The organism is Gemmatimonadaceae bacterium (assembly GCA_035606695.1).
Lineage (GTDB): Bacteria > Gemmatimonadota > Gemmatimonadetes > Gemmatimonadales > Gemmatimonadaceae > JAQBQB01.
The window spans coordinates 18479-40509 of record DATNEW010000030.1; the positions used below are offsets into that span (position 1 = coordinate 18479).

General features: G+C 65.5%; 16 protein-coding genes and 5 tRNA genes. 15 read left to right on the forward strand and 6 right to left on the reverse strand.

Going from position 1 to position 22031, the window contains the following annotated elements; all coding sequences use genetic code 11:
• The first annotated feature begins 61 nt into the window (after positions 1 to 61).
• From VN706_16015 to VN706_16085, 15 genes are all read left to right on the forward strand, one after another.
• Complete coding sequence (locus VN706_16015) at positions 62 to 286, forward strand: hypothetical protein (protein HXT17148.1); 225 nt, start codon at positions 62 to 64, stop codon at positions 284 to 286.
• Positions 283 to 3393: a type 2 lanthipeptide synthetase LanM gene (gene lanM / locus VN706_16020; protein ID HXT17149.1), complete on the forward strand. Its 3111-nt coding sequence runs from the start codon at positions 283 to 285 to the stop codon at positions 3391 to 3393. The genes VN706_16015 and lanM overlap by 4 nt, the downstream gene beginning before the upstream one ends.
• Positions 3394 to 3615: 222 nt before the next feature.
• Positions 3616 to 3900, forward strand: coding sequence for a hypothetical protein (locus tag VN706_16025; protein ID HXT17150.1), 285 nt, complete (start codon positions 3616 to 3618; stop codon positions 3898 to 3900).
• Positions 3897 to 5438: a TolC family protein gene (locus VN706_16030; GenBank protein HXT17151.1), complete on the forward strand. Its 1542-nt coding sequence runs from the start codon at positions 3897 to 3899 to the stop codon at positions 5436 to 5438. The genes VN706_16025 and VN706_16030 overlap by 4 nt, the downstream gene beginning before the upstream one ends.
• Before the next feature lie 9 nt (positions 5439 to 5447).
• Complete coding sequence (locus VN706_16035) at positions 5448 to 6713, forward strand: NHLP bacteriocin system secretion protein (GenBank protein ID HXT17152.1); 1266 nt, start codon at positions 5448 to 5450, stop codon at positions 6711 to 6713.
• A 2-nt stretch (positions 6714 to 6715) separates the two neighbouring features.
• A complete protein-coding gene (locus VN706_16040; GenBank protein HXT17153.1) occupies positions 6716 to 8995 on the forward strand; it encodes an NHLP family bacteriocin export ABC transporter peptidase/permease/ATPase subunit in 2280 nt (759 codons plus the stop codon).
• An 11-nt stretch (positions 8996 to 9006) separates the two neighbouring features.
• The gene (locus VN706_16045) at positions 9007 to 11991 is read left to right on the forward strand and encodes an NHLP bacteriocin export ABC transporter permease/ATPase subunit (protein ID HXT17154.1); all 2985 of its coding nucleotides are present in this window, start codon (positions 9007 to 9009) and stop codon (positions 11989 to 11991) included.
• 44 nt (positions 11992 to 12035) lie between these two features.
• Entirely contained in the window at positions 12036 to 13274 is a 1239-nt protein-coding gene (locus VN706_16050; protein HXT17155.1) for an ABC transporter substrate-binding protein, read from the forward strand.
• 35 nt (positions 13275 to 13309) lie between these two features.
• Positions 13310 to 14545, forward strand: coding sequence for a hypothetical protein (locus VN706_16055; protein HXT17156.1), 1236 nt, complete (start codon positions 13310 to 13312; stop codon positions 14543 to 14545).
• Positions 14546 to 14718: 173 nt separating this feature from the next.
• Positions 14719 to 15840: a sigma 54-interacting transcriptional regulator gene (locus tag VN706_16060; protein ID HXT17157.1), complete on the forward strand. Its 1122-nt coding sequence runs from the start codon at positions 14719 to 14721 to the stop codon at positions 15838 to 15840.
• 144 nt (positions 15841 to 15984) lie between these two features.
• On the forward strand, positions 15985 to 17208 hold the full coding sequence (locus VN706_16065; protein HXT17158.1) for a glycogen-binding domain-containing protein: 1224 nt from the start codon (positions 15985 to 15987) through the stop codon (positions 17206 to 17208).
• 44 nt (positions 17209 to 17252) lie between these two features.
• The gene (locus tag VN706_16070; protein HXT17159.1) at positions 17253 to 17789 is read left to right on the forward strand and encodes an RNA polymerase sigma factor; all 537 of its coding nucleotides are present in this window, start codon (positions 17253 to 17255) and stop codon (positions 17787 to 17789) included.
• Positions 17782 to 18342, forward strand: a complete 561-nt coding sequence (locus VN706_16075) for an isoamylase early set domain-containing protein (protein ID HXT17160.1) — start codon at positions 17782 to 17784, stop codon at positions 18340 to 18342. Before VN706_16070 ends, VN706_16075 begins: the two co-directional genes overlap by 8 nt.
• Positions 18339 to 18941 (forward strand): hypothetical protein, encoded by a 603-nt coding sequence (locus VN706_16080; GenBank protein ID HXT17161.1) that lies wholly within the window; start codon positions 18339 to 18341, stop codon positions 18939 to 18941. The genes VN706_16075 and VN706_16080 overlap by 4 nt, the downstream gene beginning before the upstream one ends.
• Positions 18942 to 19018: 77 nt before the next feature.
• The gene (locus VN706_16085; GenBank protein ID HXT17162.1) at positions 19019 to 19801 is read left to right on the forward strand and encodes a prealbumin-like fold domain-containing protein; all 783 of its coding nucleotides are present in this window, start codon (positions 19019 to 19021) and stop codon (positions 19799 to 19801) included.
• Positions 19802 to 19865: 64 nt separating this feature from the next.
• Here the strand turns inward: VN706_16085 and VN706_16090 are convergent, their stop codons facing one another.
• From VN706_16090 to VN706_16115, 6 genes are all read right to left on the reverse strand, one after another.
• The gene (locus VN706_16090; GenBank protein HXT17163.1) at positions 19866 to 20933 is read right to left on the reverse strand and encodes a carboxypeptidase-like regulatory domain-containing protein; all 1068 of its coding nucleotides are present in this window, start codon (positions 20931 to 20933) and stop codon (positions 19866 to 19868) included.
• 161 nt (positions 20934 to 21094) lie between these two features.
• A tRNA-Thr gene (locus VN706_16095) sits at positions 21095 to 21166 on the reverse strand.
• A gap of 155 nt (positions 21167 to 21321) precedes the next feature.
• Positions 21322 to 21403 (reverse strand) — tRNA-Leu (locus tag VN706_16100).
• 165 nt (positions 21404 to 21568) lie between these two features.
• Positions 21569 to 21643, reverse strand: a tRNA-Asp gene (locus VN706_16105).
• 43 nt (positions 21644 to 21686) lie between these two features.
• Positions 21687 to 21758 (reverse strand) — tRNA-Glu (locus VN706_16110).
• A 69-nt stretch (positions 21759 to 21827) separates the two neighbouring features.
• A tRNA-Glu gene (locus tag VN706_16115) sits at positions 21828 to 21900 on the reverse strand.
• Between the last annotated feature and the right edge of the window lie 131 nt (positions 21901 to 22031).

The following is a 22031-nucleotide window of genomic DNA, read 5'->3' on the forward strand; positions in this document are numbered from 1 at the left end:
GAGTCGACGCGAGTCGGCGCGAGTCGACCGACATCAGTCCGCGGATCTCGGAGAGTTTTCCATGCAGCAGCAGCAGCGGCAGCAGCAGCTCCCCCACTCGAACGCCGGCGGCGGCATGCGCATCGTCATAGGATTCGCCTATCTCCTGGCGGTGTTGACGGCCATCGATCTCGTCTCGACGTGGGTTCGTGACCACCGCGTACGGTATGTCTCGTTGATTCTGTGTGTCGGATTCCTCGCCGCCGCGACGCTGCAACTCTGGCAACTGCGGCGCACGCGGGGATGACCGCGAGGATGACCGCGGCGGGCCGGCTCGTTTACGAGCCGGGCGCCGGCCGCCTCGAGCGGCCGGCGCACTCGCCGGACTGGCGAGCGATTGCGGATGCGGCCGAAACACTCGGCGAACGCCTCACGCGCGTTCGCCGCTCGGATTTCGACGCAACGCGAACGAGCGACTCGTCCGATCTGGACGCATGGGCGGCCGTTGTCACGCAAGGCGACACGGCCGCGTTCGCACGTCGTCTCGAGTGGGACGAGCTCAGCGCATCGCGCGCGGCGGCACTCGTCGCGCATCCGAGCGGTACCCCAGCCGCGTGGATGCCGACGCTCGTCGACGCGTGGGATCGAGCACGCGACACCGCCAGCCAACCGGACACGGCGGACGAGCGATTGTCGACCCCGTTGCTTCAGCCGTTCATGTCGGTTGCACGCGAACGCCTGCGCCGCGTCGCGGGAGGTTGGATTGGTCGCCTTTCACCACACGCCCGTGACGTACTTGAGCATTCTTTGATAAAGCGGCTCGACGCCGTCGGTAGTCGCGCGGCGAGTACCCTGCCTCACCAGCCGCACGACCAGCACGACCAGCACGACCAGCACGAGCCGATGCACGACGACGGCGCGGCGCGCTTTGCGCGTTTCATCACGGCATATCCCATGGCCGCGCGATTGTGCGCGACCGTCGTGGACCTCTGGGTGGCCGCCACGACCGAGTTCCTTCAGCGCCTCGATGCGGATTGGAGCCAGATCGCGGCGACATTCGGCGACGGCACACCGCTCGAACCCGTGTCGCATCTGATCGGCGACTGCTCCGATCCCCATGGCGGCGGCCGCACCGTGCTGATCGCCGAATGGGAGTCCGGTCTTTCGGTCGTCTACAAACCGCGGACGGTGGGAGTCGACGCCGCCTTCTCGCGTCTCATCGATCGGCTCAATCCGCACCTTGGCGAGTTCGCGTTGCATTCTCTCCGGGTCTTGCCGCGCGATGACTTCGGATGGATCCAGCGCGCGGAGCTCGATGTCTGCTCGTCGGGGGCTGACGTCGAACGCTACTATGCGCGCTGCGGCGCGCTGCTATGTCTGGTGTACGCGCTCAACGGCACCGACTTTCATCACGAGAATCTGCTGGCGTGCGGCGAGCATCCCGTCTTGCTCGATCTCGAGATGCTGCTTGGCCCGCGCTTTACACTCGTCGAGGAACTGCCCGCCGCGGGAATGGCGAGCATCGCCTCGGGCCGCGATGTGTTGGAGTCCGTGCTCAACCTTCGGATGCTGCCGGTCGCCAAGGAGGCGGGCTTTGGCGCGGCGGTGGACGTTGGCGCGCTCTCCGACACAGCTGGCGGGCATCACCGCGCGGCACACGACGGCCGCGCCGTTCCCGCCTCCGCTTACGTGGATGCAATCGTGCGCGGATTCACGCTCATGCACGAGGTGCTGCGACGCGAATCGGCCTCGCTGATCGCTTCGGGCGGCGTCCTCGATGCACTTCGCGACGAAACCGTGCGGATCGTATTGCGCAACACGAGTCTCTATCAGGCGCTGATCCAGCGAACGCTGCGTCCGGAATATTTGCGTTCCGGATTGGCGTTTGGCGTGCAGCTCGACGTCCTCGCGAAAACGTTTCTCTCCATGGAGGATCGTCCGACGGTGTGGCCAGCCGTGAATGCCGAGCGTCGCGAGCTGGAGCAGATGGATGTGCCAATCTTTTCGGTGGGCGTCGACAGCCGCGATCTTCGTTGTGAAAGGGGAGTGGTCGCGCGCGATGCGTTCGTGGAATCGCCGTATGAGATGATGCTGCGCCGCCTGCACGGGCTAGACGATGCGGATCTCGCTCGCCAGGTCGACTTCATTCGCGGTGCGTTCGCCGCGACAGCGCGGCGCGGTCTGCATTCGCGGCGCCTTGTCGCGGCAGTAAGCGGTCACGATCCGCGGGAGCAGCGCCCGATCGCGCGCGATGAATCGATCGCCGCCGCCCGCGCGATCGCCAACGAGGTGCTCGGCAGAGCAGCCACTCGGACCGCGACCGAGACTTCGTGGATCGGCGCCGCCTACGCGCCTTCATCCCGCCGCTACACGCTACAGCCGATGCGCTACGACCTGTTTGACGGGTACGGCGGCCTGTCGCTGTTCTTCGCGGCGCTCGCGCGCGTGAGCGGCGACGATTCGGCTCGGGCGACGGCGCTGTCGGCGCTTGCCCCGCTTCGCACACGCTTTCGGGTTCTCGAACGTCTCATGCGGATCCGTCGCGCGTCTGACGTGGGGTTGGGATTCGGACCGGCCTCGGTCGCGTTGGCGCTGGCGAGGATCGGTCGCCTGCTCGATGAGCCGGACCTTCTTGGCGAATCGCGCGGCGTGATCGATCTCGTCACGCCACGACTCGTCGAGACGCAGGACGCGCACGATGTCATTGCAGGCTCGGCGGGCGCGATCCTCATTCTGATCGCATTGCACGCGCAGTTCGGCGACGCCGAGCTGTTGAAGCGTGCGGCGCTGTTCGGTGCGCATCTCGTCGAGCGGCGCATCAGAATCGGTGATTCGCTCGTCTGGCGCGCGCCGACGCGAATCGTCGACAGCGGGTTCGCACACGGCCAGGCCGGCATCGCGTACGCGCTCCAACGACTCGGCGCCGTCATGGGCGAGCGCGCATTCAGTGACGCCGCTGATCAGGCGATCGCGTTCGAGCGCGCGCGAATGGCGTCCAGCAGCGCCGACGTCGGCCGAGATGATCTCACGGCGGCCTGGTCACATGGCCGCACGGGCATCGCGCTCGCCAGACTCGGGGGCGGCGCGGCCGACGATGCTGCGCTTCGCGACATCGACGATGGTCTCGCCCTCGCGCGCCGAAACTTCGGTTGCGGCGTGCACTCGCTTTGCTGCGGTGATGCCGGCCGCATCGACCTATTCGTCGAATCCGCGAGTCGCTTGCGCCGTCGAGCGTTGTTCGACGAAGCGCAGCGGATGGCCGGCTCGCTCGTATCGCATGGACGCTATGACACGGGCTGGGGCGATCAGCAGACGTGGGAGCTCGGGCTGTTTCATGGAACGGCCGGCATAGGGTACACGCTCCTTCGTGTCGCGGAGCCGGCGCTGATACCGTCGGTGTTGCTGATCGCGTAGGCGGTAGAGCCAGCCATCTATAGAATAGACCAGCCCATCTCCGATCGCGCCCGCGCTTCGACGACGCATCGTCGCATGGCGTTGTGTTGCATCGACTTCGCGAACACGATGCATCGGTATGGCGGTTGCCTTGAGCCACGGTGAGCCACCGTCCCGCCGCCGGTACGGCCTCGCAGAGAGTTTCACCCATCCCTCTGCCGGTGCCGAGATGAGAATGTTCTCATGGAGCGTTTCATGAACGACGCGATCGCCGGATCCCACTTTGGCGCGTACATACCGCAGGCGCGGGCGGATGACGTCAACGACTCGGGCGAGCTGCTGGACAGCGATCTTGAACAGGTTGTCGGCGGCCTGTCCCGAGCTTGGCACGACGGACCCGGCATCGACGTCGGCACGCCTTCTTCGCACATCGCGATGCCCACCGTATCACCGCTCTCACCGTTGTCGCCGCTGTCGCCGCTGTCGCCTCTTTCGCCGATGGAACTCTCACGGCGTATCTCCGCATGATGTCGTCGAGTCGCTCGGCGCTCACTGCACTCCTGGTCTGCGCCGTAGCGGCGCGCGCGCAATCGCCAGGTGCTTCCAGCGCGGCGCCGGCTGGCGGACTCACGCTGCAAGCGGCGATCGACGCGGCGCTCACCGGCAATTCGCAGATACGCAACGATTGGCTGCAAGTCGAAGGGTTCCGCGGCCAGCTGCTGGCGAAATCGGCGCCGTTCGACATGCAAGTGCATAGCGCGGTGTCGCGGCGTCATGACAATCCGCAGCTCGCAAGCTCGGAATTCGTCGGCGAGCAAGCAACGAATTATGAACTGAGCGTGAGCCGGCAATTGCATTCCGGGGTGACGCTCTCACCGTCGGTGCAGGTGGCGCGATCGCAATACGGGTTGCCGAACGCGCCGGCCACGGGCACCGCGACGGTCGGCATTTCGGCACAGGTCCCCCTGCTGTACGATCGCGGCGGCGCGGTCACGGCGACGGCGCTGCGCGTTGGCGAGTACGACCTCGACGGAATTCGCGGCAGTTGGAAGACGAGCGTCACGGTCAACGTGAATGCGACAGCGACCGCGTATTGGAATTATGTCGCGGCCGTGGAACGCCTGAGCGCCCAGCGCGAAGCCGAAGTGCGCGCGCAACGTCTGCTTGACGAAACGACGCAACTCGTTCGCAATCAGGAGCGGGCGCCGGCGGACCTCGAGCAGTTGCGCGCGAACCTCGCCGCCAAGCGCGGGGCGCGCATCCTCGCCGAACAATCCGTCGTCGAATCGCGCGTGCAGCTCGGCAGCACGATGGGCCTCGACGCGTCGCACGTCATGGCGCTGCCATTGCCGGCGACGGAGTTTCCTGTTCCACCCGACTCCAACACCAATGCGGCATCGTCGAGTGCGTCGTCCATCGAGCGGCTCGTTGCGCTGGCGCGCGACCGCCGCCCGGATCTTGCGGCGGCGCAGTCTCGCATTCACGCCTGGGATCTCGAGCTCAAGCAATTCCATTCGGCGGTGCTCCCGCACTTCGATCTCGTGATGAACCTCGGATATCAGGGCTTCACGATCGGCGCCGGATACAATCCTCTCGTATCGCCGTTGTATCGCAACGTGCCGGGACTCAACGCCACCCTCGAGTTCCGTTACGACGCCGCGGTCGACAATTCGGGAGCGCGCGGACAACTCGCGCAGGAAGCGGCGTCGGTGGGCCAGCAGCACATCGCGCTGCACGACGTCGAGCGCCAAGTGATCACCGATGTCGAAACGGCGGCGGCGGGCGTGGACCGCAGCGTGCTCGCACTTCGCGAGTCACAGGCGGCGGTGGCGCTCTTTCGCCGCACGGTGGACAACGAGAAGCGCAAACTGCAATTGGGCATGAGCACGTTGTTCGACGTGTTGAACGCTGAAGACGCCCTCACCAACGCACTGCTCACAGACGTCAACAACCGGCGTACGTACGCGGCCGCACTTGCCTCGCTGCGTGTGGCGACCGGGACGCTCGCCGACATCCACGACGACACGCCGCACGTTGATGCGGCGCGTCTGCTCGTCGCTCCCTGAGAGGCGCTCGTGACACAATCTTCCGCCATCTTCCGAAAAGTCTCGCTCGATCGGCTCGCATCACCCGAGCAGCTCGATCAACTCATGCGCGTCACCGATTTGCGCGGATGGGTGGCGCTTGCGGCGACGGGCGTGGTGCTCGCCACCGCGCTCGCGTGGGGAGTCGCGGGCCGCATTCCCGAAAACGTGAGCGGAACGGGCATGCTCGTGAAGAGCGGCGGCATTTTCCAGGTGACGCCCTCCGCGGGCGGACGCGTGGTCGACGTCGCGGTCGACGTCGGCGACGATGTGGCCGAGGGGCAGGTGGTTGCGCGCGTCGCGCAACCCGAGCTCGACGATCGCATCCGATCGGCGAAAGCGGAGCTCGAGAATCTGCACGCCGAGCATGCGAAGCTGGTGCAGTTCACCGCGCGAGACGCAGTGTTGCAGCAGGCGTACATCGACCAACAGCGCACGAGCATCGAGCAGTCGAAGGCCGCGGCCGAGCAGAGCCTGGGGTGGTTGCAGGAACGCATCAACAGTCAGGAACAGCTCGTTCAGCAAGGGCTGTTGACGCGTTCGACACTCGTTGGCACTCGGCAGCAGTACGATCAGCTGCGCGAAAAGATCGCGGATGCCGCGGGCCAGCTCACGCAGCTCAAGGCGAAGAGCCTTGGCATTCGCAACGATCACGACGATCGCCTTCGGCAGAGCGAAGCGCAAATCGATCAGCGCTCGAATGAGCTTGCGGAGTTGGAGCGGCAGCGCCGTACAGGCACCGACGTCATCGCGCCGTACGGCGGCCGGGTTCTCGAGATCATGACGGACCGCGGCAATCTCGTGTCGGCCGGCGAACCGATCATGAGCATCAACCTCGGCGGCCGCGCGGTGCAGGAGCTCGAGGCGGTGATCTTCATTCCGTCGGTCCAGGGCAAGCGCATTCGTCCAGGAATGACGATCCAAGTCGCGCCGACCACGGTGAAACAGGAAGAGTTTGGCTTGATGGTCGGCAAGGTGACTTACGTATCCGACTTCCCCGCCACCGCGCGCGGCATGCAACGCGTTCTCAAAAACGACAAGCTCGCCGGTGCGCTCGCGGGAAGTGATGCGCCGTACGAGTTGCACGCCGAGCTCGTTCCGGATCCAAACACGACGAGTCGTTACAAATGGACGTCGTCCAAGGGCCCACCCATTCGCATTCAGAGCGGCACGCTGGCGACGGGCAACGTTGAAGTCGCGTCACGCCGCCCGATCGAGATGGTCCTTCCGTTGTTGCGCCGCGCCACCGGCCTGTGACCATGCCGACGGTGCCGATCATTCGGTCGCGATTGCAGGCACTGCGCGAACGGCTTCCGTTCGTCTCGCGGCGCGATGACAACGACGGGCCACCGGCGGACGCGCCGCCGCCGAAGATCCGGCGCGTCCGCACGCCGACCGTATTGCAAATGGAAGCGGTGGAGTGCGGCGCCGCCGCACTCGCCATGGTCCTGGCCTATCACGGCCGCTGGGTTCCGCTCGAGGAGCTGCGCACGGCGTGCGGCGTCTCGCGCGACGGAAGCAAGGCAAGCAACGTGCTTCGGGCGGCGCGCGCCTACGGACTCGACGCCCGCGGCTACAAGCGCGAGCCGGCACAGCTGCGATCGTTGCAGGTGCCGATGATCGTGCATTGGAACTTCAATCACTTCCTCGTGCTCGAGGGCTTTTCGAAGGGCCGCGCATATCTGAATGATCCGAGCGGCGGCCCGACGATCGTGAGCGATGAGGAGTTCGACAAATCGTTCACCGGCGTTGCGCTGGTCTTCAACGAGACCGAGGACTTCAGGCGCGGCGGCGAGCAGCCGAGCGTGATTCGCGCGCTTGGCCGGCGTTTGCCGGGAAGTCGAAACGCATTCGCGTTCATCGTGCTCGCGGGACTCGCGCTGCTCATTCCGGGCATCGTCGCGCCGTCGTTCAACAAGGTGTTCGTCGACGACATTCTGGTGAAGTCGTTGTCCGAGTGGGTAAAGCCGCTGATGTTCGCGATGGGCACCGCCGCGCTGCTCGCCGCCGGACTCACGGGCTTGCAGCAACGCTACCTGTTGCGTCTCGAGACGAAACTCTCGATCGAAACGTCGGGCAAATTCTTCTGGCACGTGTTGCGCTTGCCGGCGGGCTTCTTCACGCAGCGATTCGCCGGCGACATCGGCAGCCGCGTCGGCATCAACGACAAAGTCGCGAAGACGGTGTCGGGCGATCTCGCCACGACTACGATCAACATGCTGCTCATCGTCTTCTACGCCGTGCTGCTGCTGCAGTACGACGTCACGCTGACGATCGTCGGCATCGCGACCGCGGCGTTGAACATCGGCGCGCTGCGCTGGGCATCGCGTCGTCGCGTCGATCTCAATCGCCGGCTGCAGCAGGACCGCGGACGCATGCTTGGCGCCGCGATGGGCGGCCTGATGACGATCGAAACGCTCAAGGCAACGGGCGCGGAATCGGACTTTTTCAGCCGGTGGGCCGGACATCACGCCAAGGTCACCAATGCCTATCAACAGGCGCAGCTGACCGCGACGCTCCTCGGCGTCGTGCCGCCGATGTTGATGGGCCTCAACGCCGCGATCACCATCGGCGTCGGTGGGCTCCGGGTAATGGATGGTCGCCTCAGCATGGGATTGCTCGTGGCGTTCCAGGCCCTGCTCGTGGCGTTCCTCAACCCGATCAACAAGATGGTCGACCTGGGTGGACAGCTACAGGATCTCAAAGGCGACTTGAGCCGGCTCGATGACGTCCTGCGCGCGCAGCTCGATCCACATGCATCGCACCTTGGGGTCGCGGAAGAAGAACACGATGATGCGACCGGGACAACGGCGGTGAAGCTCAGCGGGCATCTCGAGCTTCGCAATGTGACATTCGGCTACAGCCGGCTCGATCCGCCGCTCATCACCAACTTCAATCTCACGCTTCGGCCGGGCGCACGCGTCGCCCTCGTCGGCTCGTCGGGCTGCGGCAAGTCCACCATCGCGAAGCTCGTGGCGGGATTGTATCAGCCATGGGAAGGCGAGATGCTCTTCGACGGTGTGCCGCGGAGCGCTGTTTCGCGCCGCACGCTGACGAGCTCATTGGCCGTGGTCGATCAGGACGTGAGCATGTTCGAGGGAACGATCTCCGAGAACATCACGCTATGGGACGAGACGATTCCGGACGCCGCTGTCCTGCAAGCGGCGCGCGACGGCGCCATCCACGAAGAAGTTGCCGCGCGAAACGGTGGCTACGCCGGCGGAATGGAAGAGGGCGGCCGCAACTTCAGCGGCGGACAGCGCCAACGGCTCGAGATCGCGCGAGCGCTCGCCAATAATCCCTCGATTCTGGTGCTCGACGAAGCAACGAGCGCGCTCGATCCGTCGACCGAGAAGATGATCGACGACAATCTTCGGCGCCGCGGATGCACGTGTCTGATCATCGCGCATCGCCTGAGCACCATTCGCGATTGTGAGGAGATCATCGTCCTCGATCGCGGGGTCGTCGTGCAGCGCGGTACGCACGAGTCGCTGAGCGCGGTGCCGGGACGATATCAGTCGCTCATCGCGTCGGAGTGAGACGAGAGCCCATGACCAATCTCCGCGAGCTGCCGGAATCGGACGACGCCCTGCCCCTTTCGCAGACGCTGGCGCTGTTCGCCGACGCCGAAACGCAGCTCGGCGGCAGCGATAAGCCGTTCCGAATGGACAACGACCTCGTGTGGCTCGTCGAGCACGGTGAAGTCGACGTCTTCTCGGCGCCCATATCCGATGCACCAGGCTCGGGCAGCCGCACGCATCTCTTTCGTGCGCGACCCGGACAGGCGGTGTTCGGTGTCGGATCCTCGGCGCCTGATGCGACGCGCATGCTGGTGGCCGTTGGCACGAGTGGCTCGCGCTTGCGGCGGCTGCCGCAGGCCACGCTGCGCGCGCGCGCGTGGCGCTCGGAGTATCGCCCCACAGTGCACGCCATCGTCGACGCGTGGGTGCAAGCACTCTGCGACGGCATGACGCGCGGCGTCGCGCCGAAAGAGTGCGCCGAGCTCGACGCAGGGACTGAGGTGAAAGTCCCGGAGCCGACGACCGCCCGGCCCCGACGCGGTGTGATGTGGGTACGTCATCTCGAAGGGCACTCACATCTGCTTGGACAGGAATCGCTCACGGTGAACGGCACGGGATTCGTTCCGATCTCGCGCCCGTCGTGGTTCCGCGTCACCGAACCAAGCCGTTTGATTCTTCTCGAGACCGCATCGCTCCCGCATCCGGACGAGCTGTGGGGCGGCCTGACGCTGTTGCACGATCTCGTGCTTCGCTACGCGACGCTGCTCGAATCGCAGTCCGCGGCGAGCGCCGCGGAGCGCATGCGTCGCAAGGCGCTTGGAAATCGCGCGGCACTTCGCGGGGCGTGCGCGTCGCTCGTGGCGACGATGCGGCCGGGTACGCCGGAGCCCTTGACGAGTGTCGTCGCCGCGCCCGACGACGCGCATCTCGATCCGGTGGAGGCGCGCCACGAAGCACTTTTCGCGGCGTGCGCGCTCGTCGGCCGAGCACTCGACGTGCCGGTACGACGGTACGCGTCGTCCGAAGACGGGAGCCAGCCGCGCGATCCACTCGCGGCGATCGCGCGCGCGTCGCGCCTGCGTACGCGTTCCGTATTGTTGCGCGACGATTGGTGGCAGCACGATAACGGGCACTTGCTCGCGACCTTCGGCGAGGACAAGCGGCCGGTTGCGCTCATCCGCGGTACGCGCGGTTACACGCTGCACGACCCGATGTTCGGCACCACCGCGCCGCTCGATGCAACGTCCGCCGCGTTGCTGCAACCGATCGCGCATACACTCTATCGACCGTTCCCCGATCGGCCGCTGAATCTGCTGGACGTGCTGCGCCTGGGCGTGCGCGGGTGTGCATCGGACTTCGGCATGGTCTTCACCATGGGACTCGTCGCCGCGCTGCTCGGTCTCGTGCCGCCGATGGCGACCGGCGTGGTCTTCAATTCCATCGTTCCGGGTGCGCAACGATTGCAGCTCGTCGAGATCAGCGTCGTGCTCGCGGCGTGCGCGATTTCGACAGCGCTGTTCAATCTCGTGCGCGGCCTGGCGCTCCTGCGCGTCGAAACGCGAATGAGCGCAACGATTCAAGCGGCGGTGTGGGACCGGCTTCTCAGTTTGCCAATGCCGTTCTTCCGTCCATACGCCGCCGGCGATCTCGCCACGCGCGCGATGGGCATCGACGCCATCCGCCAGGTCATCTCTGGCACGACGGTCAGCGCGATCCTCGGCGGCGTCTTCTCGCTGGTGAATTTCGGCTTGATGTTCTCGTACAGCAGCGTCATGGCCTGGCGCGCCACGCTGCTCATCGCGGTGGCCGTGGCGGTGACGGCGTTCGGCAGCTGGCTGCAGCTCAAGCATCAGCGCGGCATCGCCAGCATTCAATCGAAGGCATCCGGACTCGTGCTCCAGCTGTTGTCGAGCATCACCAAGCTTCGTGTCGCCGGCGCGGAAATCACCGCGTTTACGCTCTGGGCGCGTCGCTTCGCCGAGCAGCGCCAACTGACGTTTCGCGCGCGCATGATCGGCAATGCGGTGAGCTCATTCCATGCGGCGTTCCCCACGCTCGCGTACATGCTGTTGTTCTGGACCGCGATTCCCCTCGTCCACGGCGCGCAACCAACGATTCGCACCGGCGACTTCCTCGCGTTCCTCTCGGCGTATGGCGCATGTCAGGGGGCGCTGCTCGGAACGTGCGTCGCATTGCTCGGCACCTTGAACGTCATTCCGCTGTACGAGTTGGCGCAGCCAATCCTCGTCAGCCGTCCGGAAGGCGATCTCGCGAAATCGGATCCCGGCGTTCTCACGGGGAACGTCGAAGTGCAAGCGGTGACGTTCCGATACGCGCCGGATATGTCGCCGGTCATGCACGGCCTGTCGTTCCAGGTTCGCCCCGGCGAATTCGTCGCACTCGTCGGGCCGTCCGGCGCCGGCAAGTCGACGATCCTCCGCTTGCTGCTCGGCTTCGAGACGCCGGAATCGGGAGCGATCTATTACGACGGACAGGATCTCGCCGGCGTCGACATTCAAGCCGTTCGCCGGCAAATCGGTGTCGTGCTGCAGAACGGCAAGCTGCTCGCCGGCGACATCTTCAGCAACATCGTCGGAACGTCGCCGCTCACGATCAACGATGCGTGGGCCGCGGCGCGCATGGCGGGATTCGCCGAAGACGTCGAAGCGATGCCGATGGGCATGCACACCGTCGTGAGTGAAAGCGGGGGCACGTTATCCGGCGGACAGCGTCAGCGCCTGATGATCGCGCGCGCGCTCGTGCACCGCCCGCGCCTGCTCTTTTTCGACGAGGCAACGAGCGCGCTCGACAACCGGACGCAGGCGATCGTCAGCTCGAGCCTCGAGCAACTACACGCCACGCGCATCGTCGTCGCCCACCGCCTGAGCACCATTGTCAACGCCGATCGCATCTGCGTGATCGCGCGCGGCCAGATCGTGCAGAGCGGCAAGTTCGACGACCTCATGAAAGAACCTGGAATCTTCGCCGAGTTGGCAAAGCGACAACTCGCGTAAGGATCATTGATTTCGACGCAGCGACCTTCGCAGGAGCACCACTGATGCAGATTCTCCGATTCGCGCCCGAGGTCTCACCGCCGCGGGTGATCGCCGCGGTGGCCGCGCTCGTTCTTGCCGCCTCGTGTGGCCCGCACAGCATTGCCGAACAGCGCGCGGATCGAGCGAGTCGTGCGAGCGGCGACGTGGTCATCGGGGTCGCGTGGCCGTGGCAAGCGCGCCGCGAGCTGCGCTTCGGCGATGGTCTCGACATGGCCGTGGCCGAGATCAACGCAAGCGGCGGGATCGACGGGCGACACATTCGTCTGGAGAAGAGCGACGATCATGAATCCGCCGACGACGGCCGCGCCGTCGCGCAGAAGTTCGACGCAGACCCGAATGTGGTCGCGGTGATCGGACACCTGCAGTCCTACGTCTCGGTGCCGGCGGCATCCATCTACGACAACGGCGGCCTCGTCATGGTCGCGCCGGCCGCAACCGATCCGGAGCTGACGTCGCTCGGATATCGCCGCGTGTTCCGCGCGACGTTCACGGACAAGGCAGTCGGTCATCGCATGGCTGATTTCGCCGCGGCGCGGGGCTACCGACGCGTGGCGATCGAATATGTTCGCAACACATACGGCCGCGATCTCTCGAACGCATTCGAGGAGCATGCGGTCGATCTCGGGCTGACGATCGCCGCGCGCGAATCGTACGGCGCCGAGGCGACGACGGCCGACACGTTCGATCCGACGGTGCGTGAATGGAAGACGCTCGGTATCGATGCGATTTTCCTCGCCGGCGAGGTGCCGTCGGCGGCATACTTCGTCACATCGGCGCGTCGTTCGGGACTCACCGTACCAATCATCGGCGGCGACGCACTCGGCACCGGAGCGTTGATGAGCATCGCCGGCGCGGCCGCGGAAGGCACGATCGTGCCGTCGGTCTTTCATCCTGACGAGCCGCGCGCCGAGGTCGAGCGATTCGACGCCGCTTTCCGCCGGCGATTCAACGCGGTGCCGGACGCTGGATCCGCGCTGGGTTATGACGCCGTGAATCTGCTCGCTGCGGCAATGAAGCAAGCGCATTCGGTGGCTCCCGACCGCGTGGCAACGGCACTCCACCATCTGCATGACTGGCGCGGAGTAACCGGCACATTCGCGTTTGACTCGACGGGTGATTTGGGCGATCGCCCGATGGTGACGATGGTGGTACACAACGGTCGATTCGAATACATGCCCGCGCCGCAACGTCTTACGGCGATGAGGCGCGATTCCGCGACCGCTCGCTCGAGTCTTCGCTAATGCAGCTCGCGAATCGATCGGAACGAATAAACATCTTGCGCGACCTGTGCACGGATGCCATAGTCGCCGAGGAATTGTTGGCGTACGGTGAAACTGGTTTCGCTGCCGATGCACTTGCTGCCGACCGTGAGTATCCGCTTCCCGATGAACCGTTCGTCGAAGCGTGGCGTACCTACGCGGACGAAGCAATGCGCGACGGAGCTGGTGCGACGTTGCGACGACACTTCCTGCAGTTGCAGTTTCCGGTTGTCGAAGGCATGCACGCGCGTGAGGATTACCTCACCGCGACGCGGCGGGGCGTGATTCCACGCGAATCAAACGCGCCGCCGTTCGCGGACGAGTCGGGGTTGACGATTTCCTTGCATGCGACGGCGGCAGGACGCATCGGTGTGATCGTGGCCGATCACCGCGCGGATTTTCAACGGATCGTTCGCTCGTTCGCGAACCATAACGAGCCTGCGGTGGTTCCTACTTCGATGGGCGCATGTATCATTGGCGGGTACAACAACTGGAGTCGCGTCGCTCGACTCCGTGAGCAGTGGCTGGCGCAGCATGCAACGCAGGACGACAGCGCCGTAAGCGAAGCAGCATGGCGTGCCGAGTTTCAGCGTCTGATGCCGAGACGAGAGCTGTATCAGGACCGGTTCATCGTGGCGAGCACCGGGCCGTACAGCGCAACGCCGGCACATACGCTCGGATTATCTGACGACGAATGGCGTCGGATTTCGCTGGTGATTCGCGTGGAGCACGAGAGCGCGCATTACTTCACACGGCGGGTGTTCGGTTCGATGCGCAATGCGCTGCTCGACGAACTGATCGCCGACTATACCGGTATCGTTGCCGCGCGCGGCGCGTTCGAGCCGGAATGGCTGCTGCGATTCATGGGCGTCGAGCACCCAACGCAATGGCGGGCGGACGGACGCCTCGCCAACTATCGTGGAACGCCGCCGCTGTCGAGCGCCGCGTTTAGAGTTCTGCAAACTATCGTCCGCCGCGCCGCCGCGACGCTCGCCAGGTTCGACGCTCTTTGGCGCGATCATGCGCGGTCGATGACCGGAGACACGGGACCGCGCTCGTTGTCCGACGTCGCGCGCATCATCACCGCCATCGCCTCCGCGGGGCTCGAACGCCTGTCACTCGACGACTTCGCGCACGAGTTGTTTGCCGCCGCAACGACGCACCTGACTTCCCTGCCGGGCATCGGTCCCCTGACCGCCGATCCGTCGCGCACCGACCAGGAACGCTATCTCCTTCGATGTAGCACGGCATAGCGAGTACCTGTGGGTCGGCGCCTGCGGCACGCCCGGCGCCATCTTGTCGAAGGGCCGTGGGATGACTTCGCGACCACGCGTGAGATCGACGCGCTCGAGGTGTCTTGGCCACGGCATGGAACACGTCGAGCCGACGGCGGCCACGATCGCGGATTCTCCTGCGGAGCTGAACGATGGTCGACGTACAACGCGAGAGCGTTTGCCAAATTCGCCTGGCGCGAAAGATCGATCGCCTGGCCAGTGAGGTCTGGGGGAACAACCGCCGCACGGTGATCGTCGGCCGCCACGAGTCGCTGGCCGACGCACTCGAACGGGTTTCGAGATTTGCCGCCTCGGACAGTCCGGTGCTGATCACCGGCGAAACCGGCACCGGCAAAGAGCTGTTCGCGCGCGCGCTGTTTCTCTTGAGCGAACGACGTCACAAGCCATTCCTGAGCATCAACTGTGCGCAGTATCACGACGGACAGCTGATTGCGAGTGAGCTCTTCGGACATCGCCGCGGCAGCTTTACCGGCGCGGTCGCCGATCATCGCGGCATGTTCGACGAAGCCAACGGCGGGACCATCTTCCTCGACGAAGTCGGTGAGCTGACCCTCCCCGCCCAGGCAATGCTCCTTCGCGTCCTCGGCGAAGGCGAGATCGTTCCGGTCGGCGGAACACAGGCCAAACACGTCGACGTTCGCGTGGTCACGGCGACGAGTCGCGACCTCATGCCGATGGTCGAACGCGGCGCCTTCCGGCTGGACCTCTACTATAGATTGCGTACGCTGCACGTGGTCGTGCCCCCCGTGCGCGCGCGCGGCAGCGACTGGGAATTGATCGCCGGCTTCTACCTCGACCAGTTGCGCGCGACTCGCGGGTTCGAGAAATCACTCTCACCGGCGTCGCGCGAATTGATGAGCGCGTACTCGTGGCCCGGCAATGTGCGCGAATTGCGCGGCGTCGTCGACGCCGGTTTCCACCTCAGTACCGGCGATGCAATCGAGCCCGCGCACTTCGCCGAGCAGTTGGAGAGCTCGTCGCGCGCGGATCAGTGGAGCCGCATCCCGCTGATCGCCGATCGCCCCGATCCGCTGCAGCGCATGCTCGACGGAGAGGAGACGTTCTGGGACGCGGTACACCGGCCGTATTTGCGCCGAGAGCTGAGCCGCGGCGAAGCACGCGAAATCATCGCGCGCGGATTGGAGCGTACGCGCGGCAGCTACAAGAAACTCCTGCCGATGTTCAATCTCGCGGCCGACGACTACTTGAAATTCATGGACTTCCTGCGCCATCAGCAGCTCAAGCCCGACTAGTACGGGCGACGCCGCGCGGTCCACCAGCCCGCGGATTCTTCGAACAATTTCCTTACGCCACGGCGTGACCCGGCACGGGTACGCGAAGGTATGCACATGGGGCCGTCTCTCGGCCCACATCCTTTGCCGCCCGGAGTTGCCTCCGTGAACGTGTCGCGCCCGCTCGTCGCACTCTCGCTGATCTTCCTCACGATTCCAAGCCGCGCCACCCGCGCACAGGCGAGCGCCGCCGCCGCGATCGGCGTCGCCATGCAGCATGAGGGCGATGGCTGGCGCTCGGGCACGCGAATCGATCCGGCGTTCCGTCTCGACAACCGCTGGTTCGGCTTGCGCGGCGACCTGTCCGCGATGGCCGATGCGAACAGTCTGCGCGCCGACGAAAGCAGTCTTGCATTCAACGCGGCGTCGCCTGCGATCGGTGTCCTTCGTCTCACGACGACGTCGCGATTCGACGACATCCCGATCGCACATGGTGTGATGCGCGGACTCGGCACGGTCGAGTCGGCGATCAGCGCCGCCGCGAACGGCCGAGGCATGTGGCTGGGCGCCGCCGTCGAGCGGTCGGCGGCGCTCGACAGCGTTGCCGCGCGCCCCCTGCTCCGCCTCGGCCTATGGCAACAGTGGAAGTCGATGACGTTCTCGATCGCATCAGAGACGCATGCCGTGAAGATCGGCGCCCGGCCCGCGACCTTTCATACAGGGCTCCGCCCTGACAGTCTGTACGACTCGCTGTCAAAAACGTGGACGCCTACGACGCGGCAAGTCTTTTTCGGCGACAGCGGCACGGCGGCGCATGCGCTGCAATGGGCCGACATCGAAGCACGCTTGAGCGGTTCGGCCGCGCGCATCTCATTCGACGGACGACTCGGCTATCGTCCCGCGCTCGACGGCGCAGCCGCGTCACTCTGGGGCCGCGTCACCGCGACCGCCGAGCTCTCGCCGCGACTGTCGCTCATCGCGGGCGCGGGGCGAGAGTCCGCTCGGTTGTGGGTTGGGGCTCCCGCTTCGCGCTTCATGACGCTCGGCCTTCGCGTTGCCCCCGCCGCTCTCATGCGGCCCGCGTCGCCGCCACACGTTCGGCCGTCCGCCTCGACCTTCTCGATCGATCGCATGGAGGGCGGCGGATATGTCATCACGATGCGCGTGCCCGATGCGCGCACCGTCGAGATCTCTGGTGATTTCAACGGGTGGAAACCCGTCGCACTGCGCGAGACGAAGCTCGACGTGTGGGAGACGGCGTTGGCGCTTCCCGCGGGCACATACCATGTGAACGTTCGCGTCAACGGCGATCGATGGGTCGCGCCGCCGGGCCTCGCGTCGACGGTGGACGATTTCAACGGCGCCGTCGGATTACTCGTCATTCGCTGACCGTTGTGACGCCGGCCACCGCGCGCGGGTATCACCCGTTGCCAATGAGCGACGCCGTGGATGTGAGTGCCGCGCGAGCGGGCGATGCACGCGCGTTCGCGGCGCTGGTCGACCGTCACGCGCCGGCATGCCTTCGCTACGCGACGCGCATGCTCGGCTCGGTCGAAGACGCCGAGGACGCGACGCAGGAAGCGTTCGCGCGCGCGTACCGGGCGTTGGCGGGCTACGATGCATCGATGAGCTTTCGAACGTGGGTCATGAGTATTCTCATAAATCGATGTCGAACGAGTTTGCTGCACCGCAAGCGTCGCACGCTGCGTGTGGTGCTGGATGAGGACGCGGTGGCGCGGGCACATGTCGAAGCATCGGATAGCGATGCCCATCTCCGCGACGCGATCGAGCGGGCGCTCGCCCAGCTCGATGCACCGCAGCGCGAGGCGTTCTTGCTGAAACACGTCGAGTTGTTGAGCTACGAAGAGATGGCGGCGATGAGCGGAATGAAGATCTCAGCGCTGAAGATGCGCGTGCAGCGCGCCTGCGAGCGACTGCAGGCGCTTCTCGAGGAGGACCGCTATGCGTGAACATCACGATGACGACAGCCAGCTGACCCCGCTGCTCGCGCGCGGCGCACGACTGCTGCGCGACGAGCCCCGCGTGCGCGATGCGTGGCGCGATGCGCTTGTCGACCGCGTCGCGCGTGAAGCCGCGCCTGTGCGTTCGGGTTCGCCTTCGCCTCGCGTTCGGTTGAGCATTCCGATGGCGATTGCCGCGGGCCTGGCATGCGCATTGATCGGCGGCGCGGCGGCGACGGTCGTGCAGTCGCGCAGCAGACCGCGCGTTGAGGCGGCGGTCGCCGCGAATACGATGCTTCTGCCCGTGCGATTCAGCGTCGTCGCGCCAAACGCATCGACCGTGTCGGTCGTCGGCGACTTCAATCACTGGAATCCGACGCGGCTGCCGATGCGCCGCTCCGCCGATGGCCGGGTGTGGGAGGTCGAAGTCCGACTCCCGCTCGGCCGATACAACTACGCGCTCTTCATCGACGGCAAGGTGGCGCCCGATCCGGCGGCGCCGCGTGCCGGCGACGACGATTTCGGCTCGCCCAACTCCGTCCTCATGGTGCGCGGCTCATGAGTAAACTATCATTGCTTGCACTCGCAGCCGTCGTGATGGCGTCGAGCGCGAGCGCACAGGACGCTCCCCTTCCCGCCTCGCTCGCGCCAGCGACGCGGGCACTCCTCCAACAATTGATCGACTCGGTGGGCGCGCTCGGCGTTCCGCGCAAGCCACTCGCCGACAAGGCCGCCGAGGGCGTGTTGAAGGGCGCCGAGGCGGATCGGATCGTGCGAGCGGTGCGGTCGCTCGCCCAGGAGATCGAGACGGCCCGCGGCGCACTCGACGGCACGAACGACCTCGCGCTGCTCGGCGCCGCGGCCGGTGCGCTGCACGCCGGCGTGAGCGCGAATGATTTGCGGCGACTGGCGCATCCGGCCGGCGCGAGCGCCGACCCGCCCACGCTCGCGACCGCGCTCGTTACGCTCGTCGATCTCGTCTCCAAACGCATTCCGGTCGACGTCGCGACGCTCTCGATCCAGAGCATGATCGATCGACGCGCCAACGAGAAGCAATTCAGGGCGCTGCGCAGCGACGTCGCGCGCGACGTGCTCGCCGGCCAGTCACCCGAGGCGTCGCTCGCCGCACGAACGCGCGCGCAGCTTCGCATCACACCATGAAAGTCGTCGTGACTTCGCGTTGCACACTCAGGTATCAGAGTGCACGAAGTACAAACGCACACACCGTTGGAGGAAGCATGATGCGATTGCAATTTGTGCTCGCGGCCGTTGCCGCCGCGATCGTCACGGCGTGCTCGGGCGACGCCGCCACGACGTCGATCGACGGACCGCAAACCATAGCGGCAACGACACCCGCGTCGCGCGGCAATGACACATCCGCAAGCTCACCCGGCACGTCGAACGGCGCCGTCGCGAGCGTAACGATCACGCCGCACGCGTTGACCCTTGGCCTCGGGCGCTTTTCGACGCCGACGATCGCCGCATACGACGCGAAGGGCGTTGTCGTGACCGGAAAGGCCGCGACGTGGCGCTCGGCCGATGCGAGCATTGCCATCACGAGCGACACGGGTCTCGTGTATGCCAGGGCTCTTGGCACGACGAAAGTCTATGGAAGCATCGACGGCCACACCGACTCCATGACTGTCACCGTCGTCGACGCGCCGGCGACGAACCCGCCGCCGCCGCCCGCGCCGGGCGTCGCGTCGTTCGATCTCGCCATCACGGTCAATGGGGCGGTCCTCAGCGGAGCCGACACCAGCGGCTTCGTTCACGTCGCTGGGGCAACGGTGAAGCTGACGCGTGTCGGCGGCATCACCGGCGATACGCTGTCGACGTCAATTCCCGCCGGCAGCGCTACGACCGACGCCAACGGGAACGTCTCGTTCAAATCGCTCGTCGGCGGATCATACACCGTCGAGATCACGCCGCCGTCGGGTTCGGGATACGCGGCGATCACGAGCGGCATCTATCGGCCGACGACGAGCGACGTGCACATGACGTTCACGTTGAGCAAACACTAATGATCTTCGCTCTGGACGCGAAGCGGCTCGGTGCGGTTCGATCGGCCGGAGTTGCTCGACCTGCTCAGTGCACGCTTCGCGTCCAGAGCACGAAGTACGCGGGGTGATGCATCGCGCTGCCTCGGCACTCGCGCAGCAGGTCCATCTGCGAGACCATCGTTTCATCGACGAACGCGTTCGGCCGAAACACCTCGACGAGCTGCACGTCGTTGGCGCTGAACGATCGCAGCGGTTGATACACGGCACGCCTGCCGTCGAGGAGCAGACAGTCGCCGTCGTCGGTCGATCCCGTGCCCTGCTCGGCCGACCGGCGCGAGATGTTGAACGCCGGATCGCGGTACTGCTGCAGCACGAACTCGAGCGACGCGCGATCGTAGCGAAAGAGATCCCCGGGGCCGAGTAGCGGTCGGCCCGATTCGCCGAGCATGCGATGGTCGAATGCGTCGAAGGGAGCGTCCGCGCTGCCATAGCCGCTTGCATTTGAGCCGCGGGGCAGGCCGAACATCTTGAACGCGATCGAGCGATTGTCATCGTCGACGATCTGCATCACGTGCGTGATCGGCCGCAGTCCGTGTCGGCGGATGCGAACCATGTACGACCCGGCGGCGAGGCTCTCGAACTGAAAGGATCCACTCGAGTCGGTGATCGTCGAGAGGCCGGCGCCGAGGAGTCGCACGTCGGCGTTGGGGACCGGGGCGCCGGTCGAGTCGCGCACGCTGCCGCCGATGCTCGACGTTCCGCGTCGCCGCGAGTTACCGGGCGCCTCGACGACGACGCGATCGAGTTGGCGCGTGACAGGCATCATGGCGACGTCGACTTGCAGCGCGCGGCCCGATTGGGCGGTCCAGCGATACTCGACGCTTTGGAAGCCGATCCGGCGAACGAGCGCGGTGTGGCGGCCGGCGGGGACGTCGCGGAGTGTGAAGCGGCCGATGCTGTCGGCGCGCGTGGAGAGTGGCTCGCCGACGAGCGTGATGGTGACGTCGGCGAGCGCGGCGCCGGTGGCGTCGTGGACGGTGCCGGAGAGCGTGCTGGTCGCTGCGACTGGCGTTTGTGCGTCGAGTTGGTGCGTGCCGAACGTGCCGGCGATAGCGAGCGCGAGGCCGAGCGCGGCGATGAGCCTACTAGACATTTAGTAGATTCTACCGTCGCTGCGGAGCGGCGTCAACTAGAATTCTAGTTGGTTCGCGTCAAAAAAAACGCCGCGACGGCGGCGGCGTTTCGCGGGATCGGGGCGGTTGGAGTGTCCGGGCGACCGGTGGATGCGTCGCGGATCAAATCAAGGATCTCAAGAGCCAGCGGTCGGGATTGAACCGACGACCGCTCGATTACGAATCGAGTGCTCTACCACTGAGCTACGCTGGCAGATCGTGCGTGGAACGTGCGTGGAACGTGGGTGCAACGTGCGTGCAACGTACGTGGATCGTGCGTTCGTGGTGCGCAGAATGACGAGTACGGCGTGCGACCGGTAACCGTGCAACTCGTGATGCTGGTGATGTGTTTGGTGCGCTTGCTGACCATGCCCTGGCACGGACTCGAACCGTGACGCCTTGCGGCACCACCCCCTCAAGATGGCGTGTCTACCAATTTCACCACCAGGGCCCTGCGCTGTACGGCTGTCGTTCAAGGTGCTTCAACGCGCTTCAACGTGCTTCAAGGTGCTTGCCGTCCAACGTGCTTGACGTCTCACGAACCAGCTTTCAGATCGGCGATTAAAGCTCTGAGATACCAGAGCTCGAATGTGCGTCCACGTCCAGCTGTCCAACACGGGAGCGACGGGGCTCGAACCCGCGACCTCTCGAGTGACAGTCGAGTGCTCTAACCAAACTGAGCTACGCCCCCAACACCATCCATACCGCCCTTCCCTGCGCCTGCACTTTCACGATAGCCCGTAGGGGAATCGAACCCCTCTCTGCACCGTGAAAGGGTGCCGTCCTAACCGATAGACGAACGGGCCGTCTTGCTGGCCTTTCCAGTCCTACTGCAACCTGCGTACAACCTGCGTACAACCTGCGTACAACTTGGATAGCGGTAACGGGATTCGAACCCGTGTTTGGGCCTTGAGAGGGCCCCGTCCTAGTCCCCTAGACGATACCGCCGCGCTTGGCCGCTACGCGACGAAGCGCGGCGGCATCATTCCATTTGAAGTCGCGAACGCGACGCGTTCGCTCCTCTCTCCTCTCGCATACCGCTACGCGACGAAGCGCGGCGGCATCATTCCATTTGAAGT

Coding starts and splice junctions, on each gene's coding strand:
- VN706_16015 (HXT17148.1), top strand. CDS start 62: ATGCAGCAGCAGCAGCGGCAGCAGCAGCTCCCCCACTCGAACGCCGGC.
- lanM (HXT17149.1), top strand. CDS start 283: ATGACCGCGAGGATGACCGCGGCGGGCCGGCTCGTTTACGAGCCGGGC.
- VN706_16025 (HXT17150.1), top strand. CDS start 3,616: ATGGAGCGTTTCATGAACGACGCGATCGCCGGATCCCACTTTGGCGCG.
- VN706_16030 (HXT17151.1), top strand. CDS start 3,897: ATGATGTCGTCGAGTCGCTCGGCGCTCACTGCACTCCTGGTCTGCGCC.
- VN706_16040 (HXT17153.1), top strand. CDS start 6,716: ATGCCGACGGTGCCGATCATTCGGTCGCGATTGCAGGCACTGCGCGAA.
- VN706_16045 (HXT17154.1), top strand. CDS start 9,007: ATGACCAATCTCCGCGAGCTGCCGGAATCGGACGACGCCCTGCCCCTT.
- VN706_16050 (HXT17155.1), top strand. CDS start 12,036: ATGCAGATTCTCCGATTCGCGCCCGAGGTCTCACCGCCGCGGGTGATC.
- VN706_16060 (HXT17157.1), top strand. CDS start 14,719: ATGGTCGACGTACAACGCGAGAGCGTTTGCCAAATTCGCCTGGCGCGA.
- VN706_16070 (HXT17159.1), top strand. CDS start 17,253: ATGAGCGACGCCGTGGATGTGAGTGCCGCGCGAGCGGGCGATGCACGC.
- VN706_16075 (HXT17160.1), top strand. CDS start 17,782: ATGCGTGAACATCACGATGACGACAGCCAGCTGACCCCGCTGCTCGCG.
- VN706_16080 (HXT17161.1), top strand. CDS start 18,339: ATGAGTAAACTATCATTGCTTGCACTCGCAGCCGTCGTGATGGCGTCG.
- VN706_16085 (HXT17162.1), top strand. CDS start 19,019: ATGATGCGATTGCAATTTGTGCTCGCGGCCGTTGCCGCCGCGATCGTC.
- VN706_16090 (HXT17163.1), bottom strand. CDS start 20,933: ATGTCTAGTAGGCTCATCGCCGCGCTCGGCCTCGCGCTCGCTATCGCC.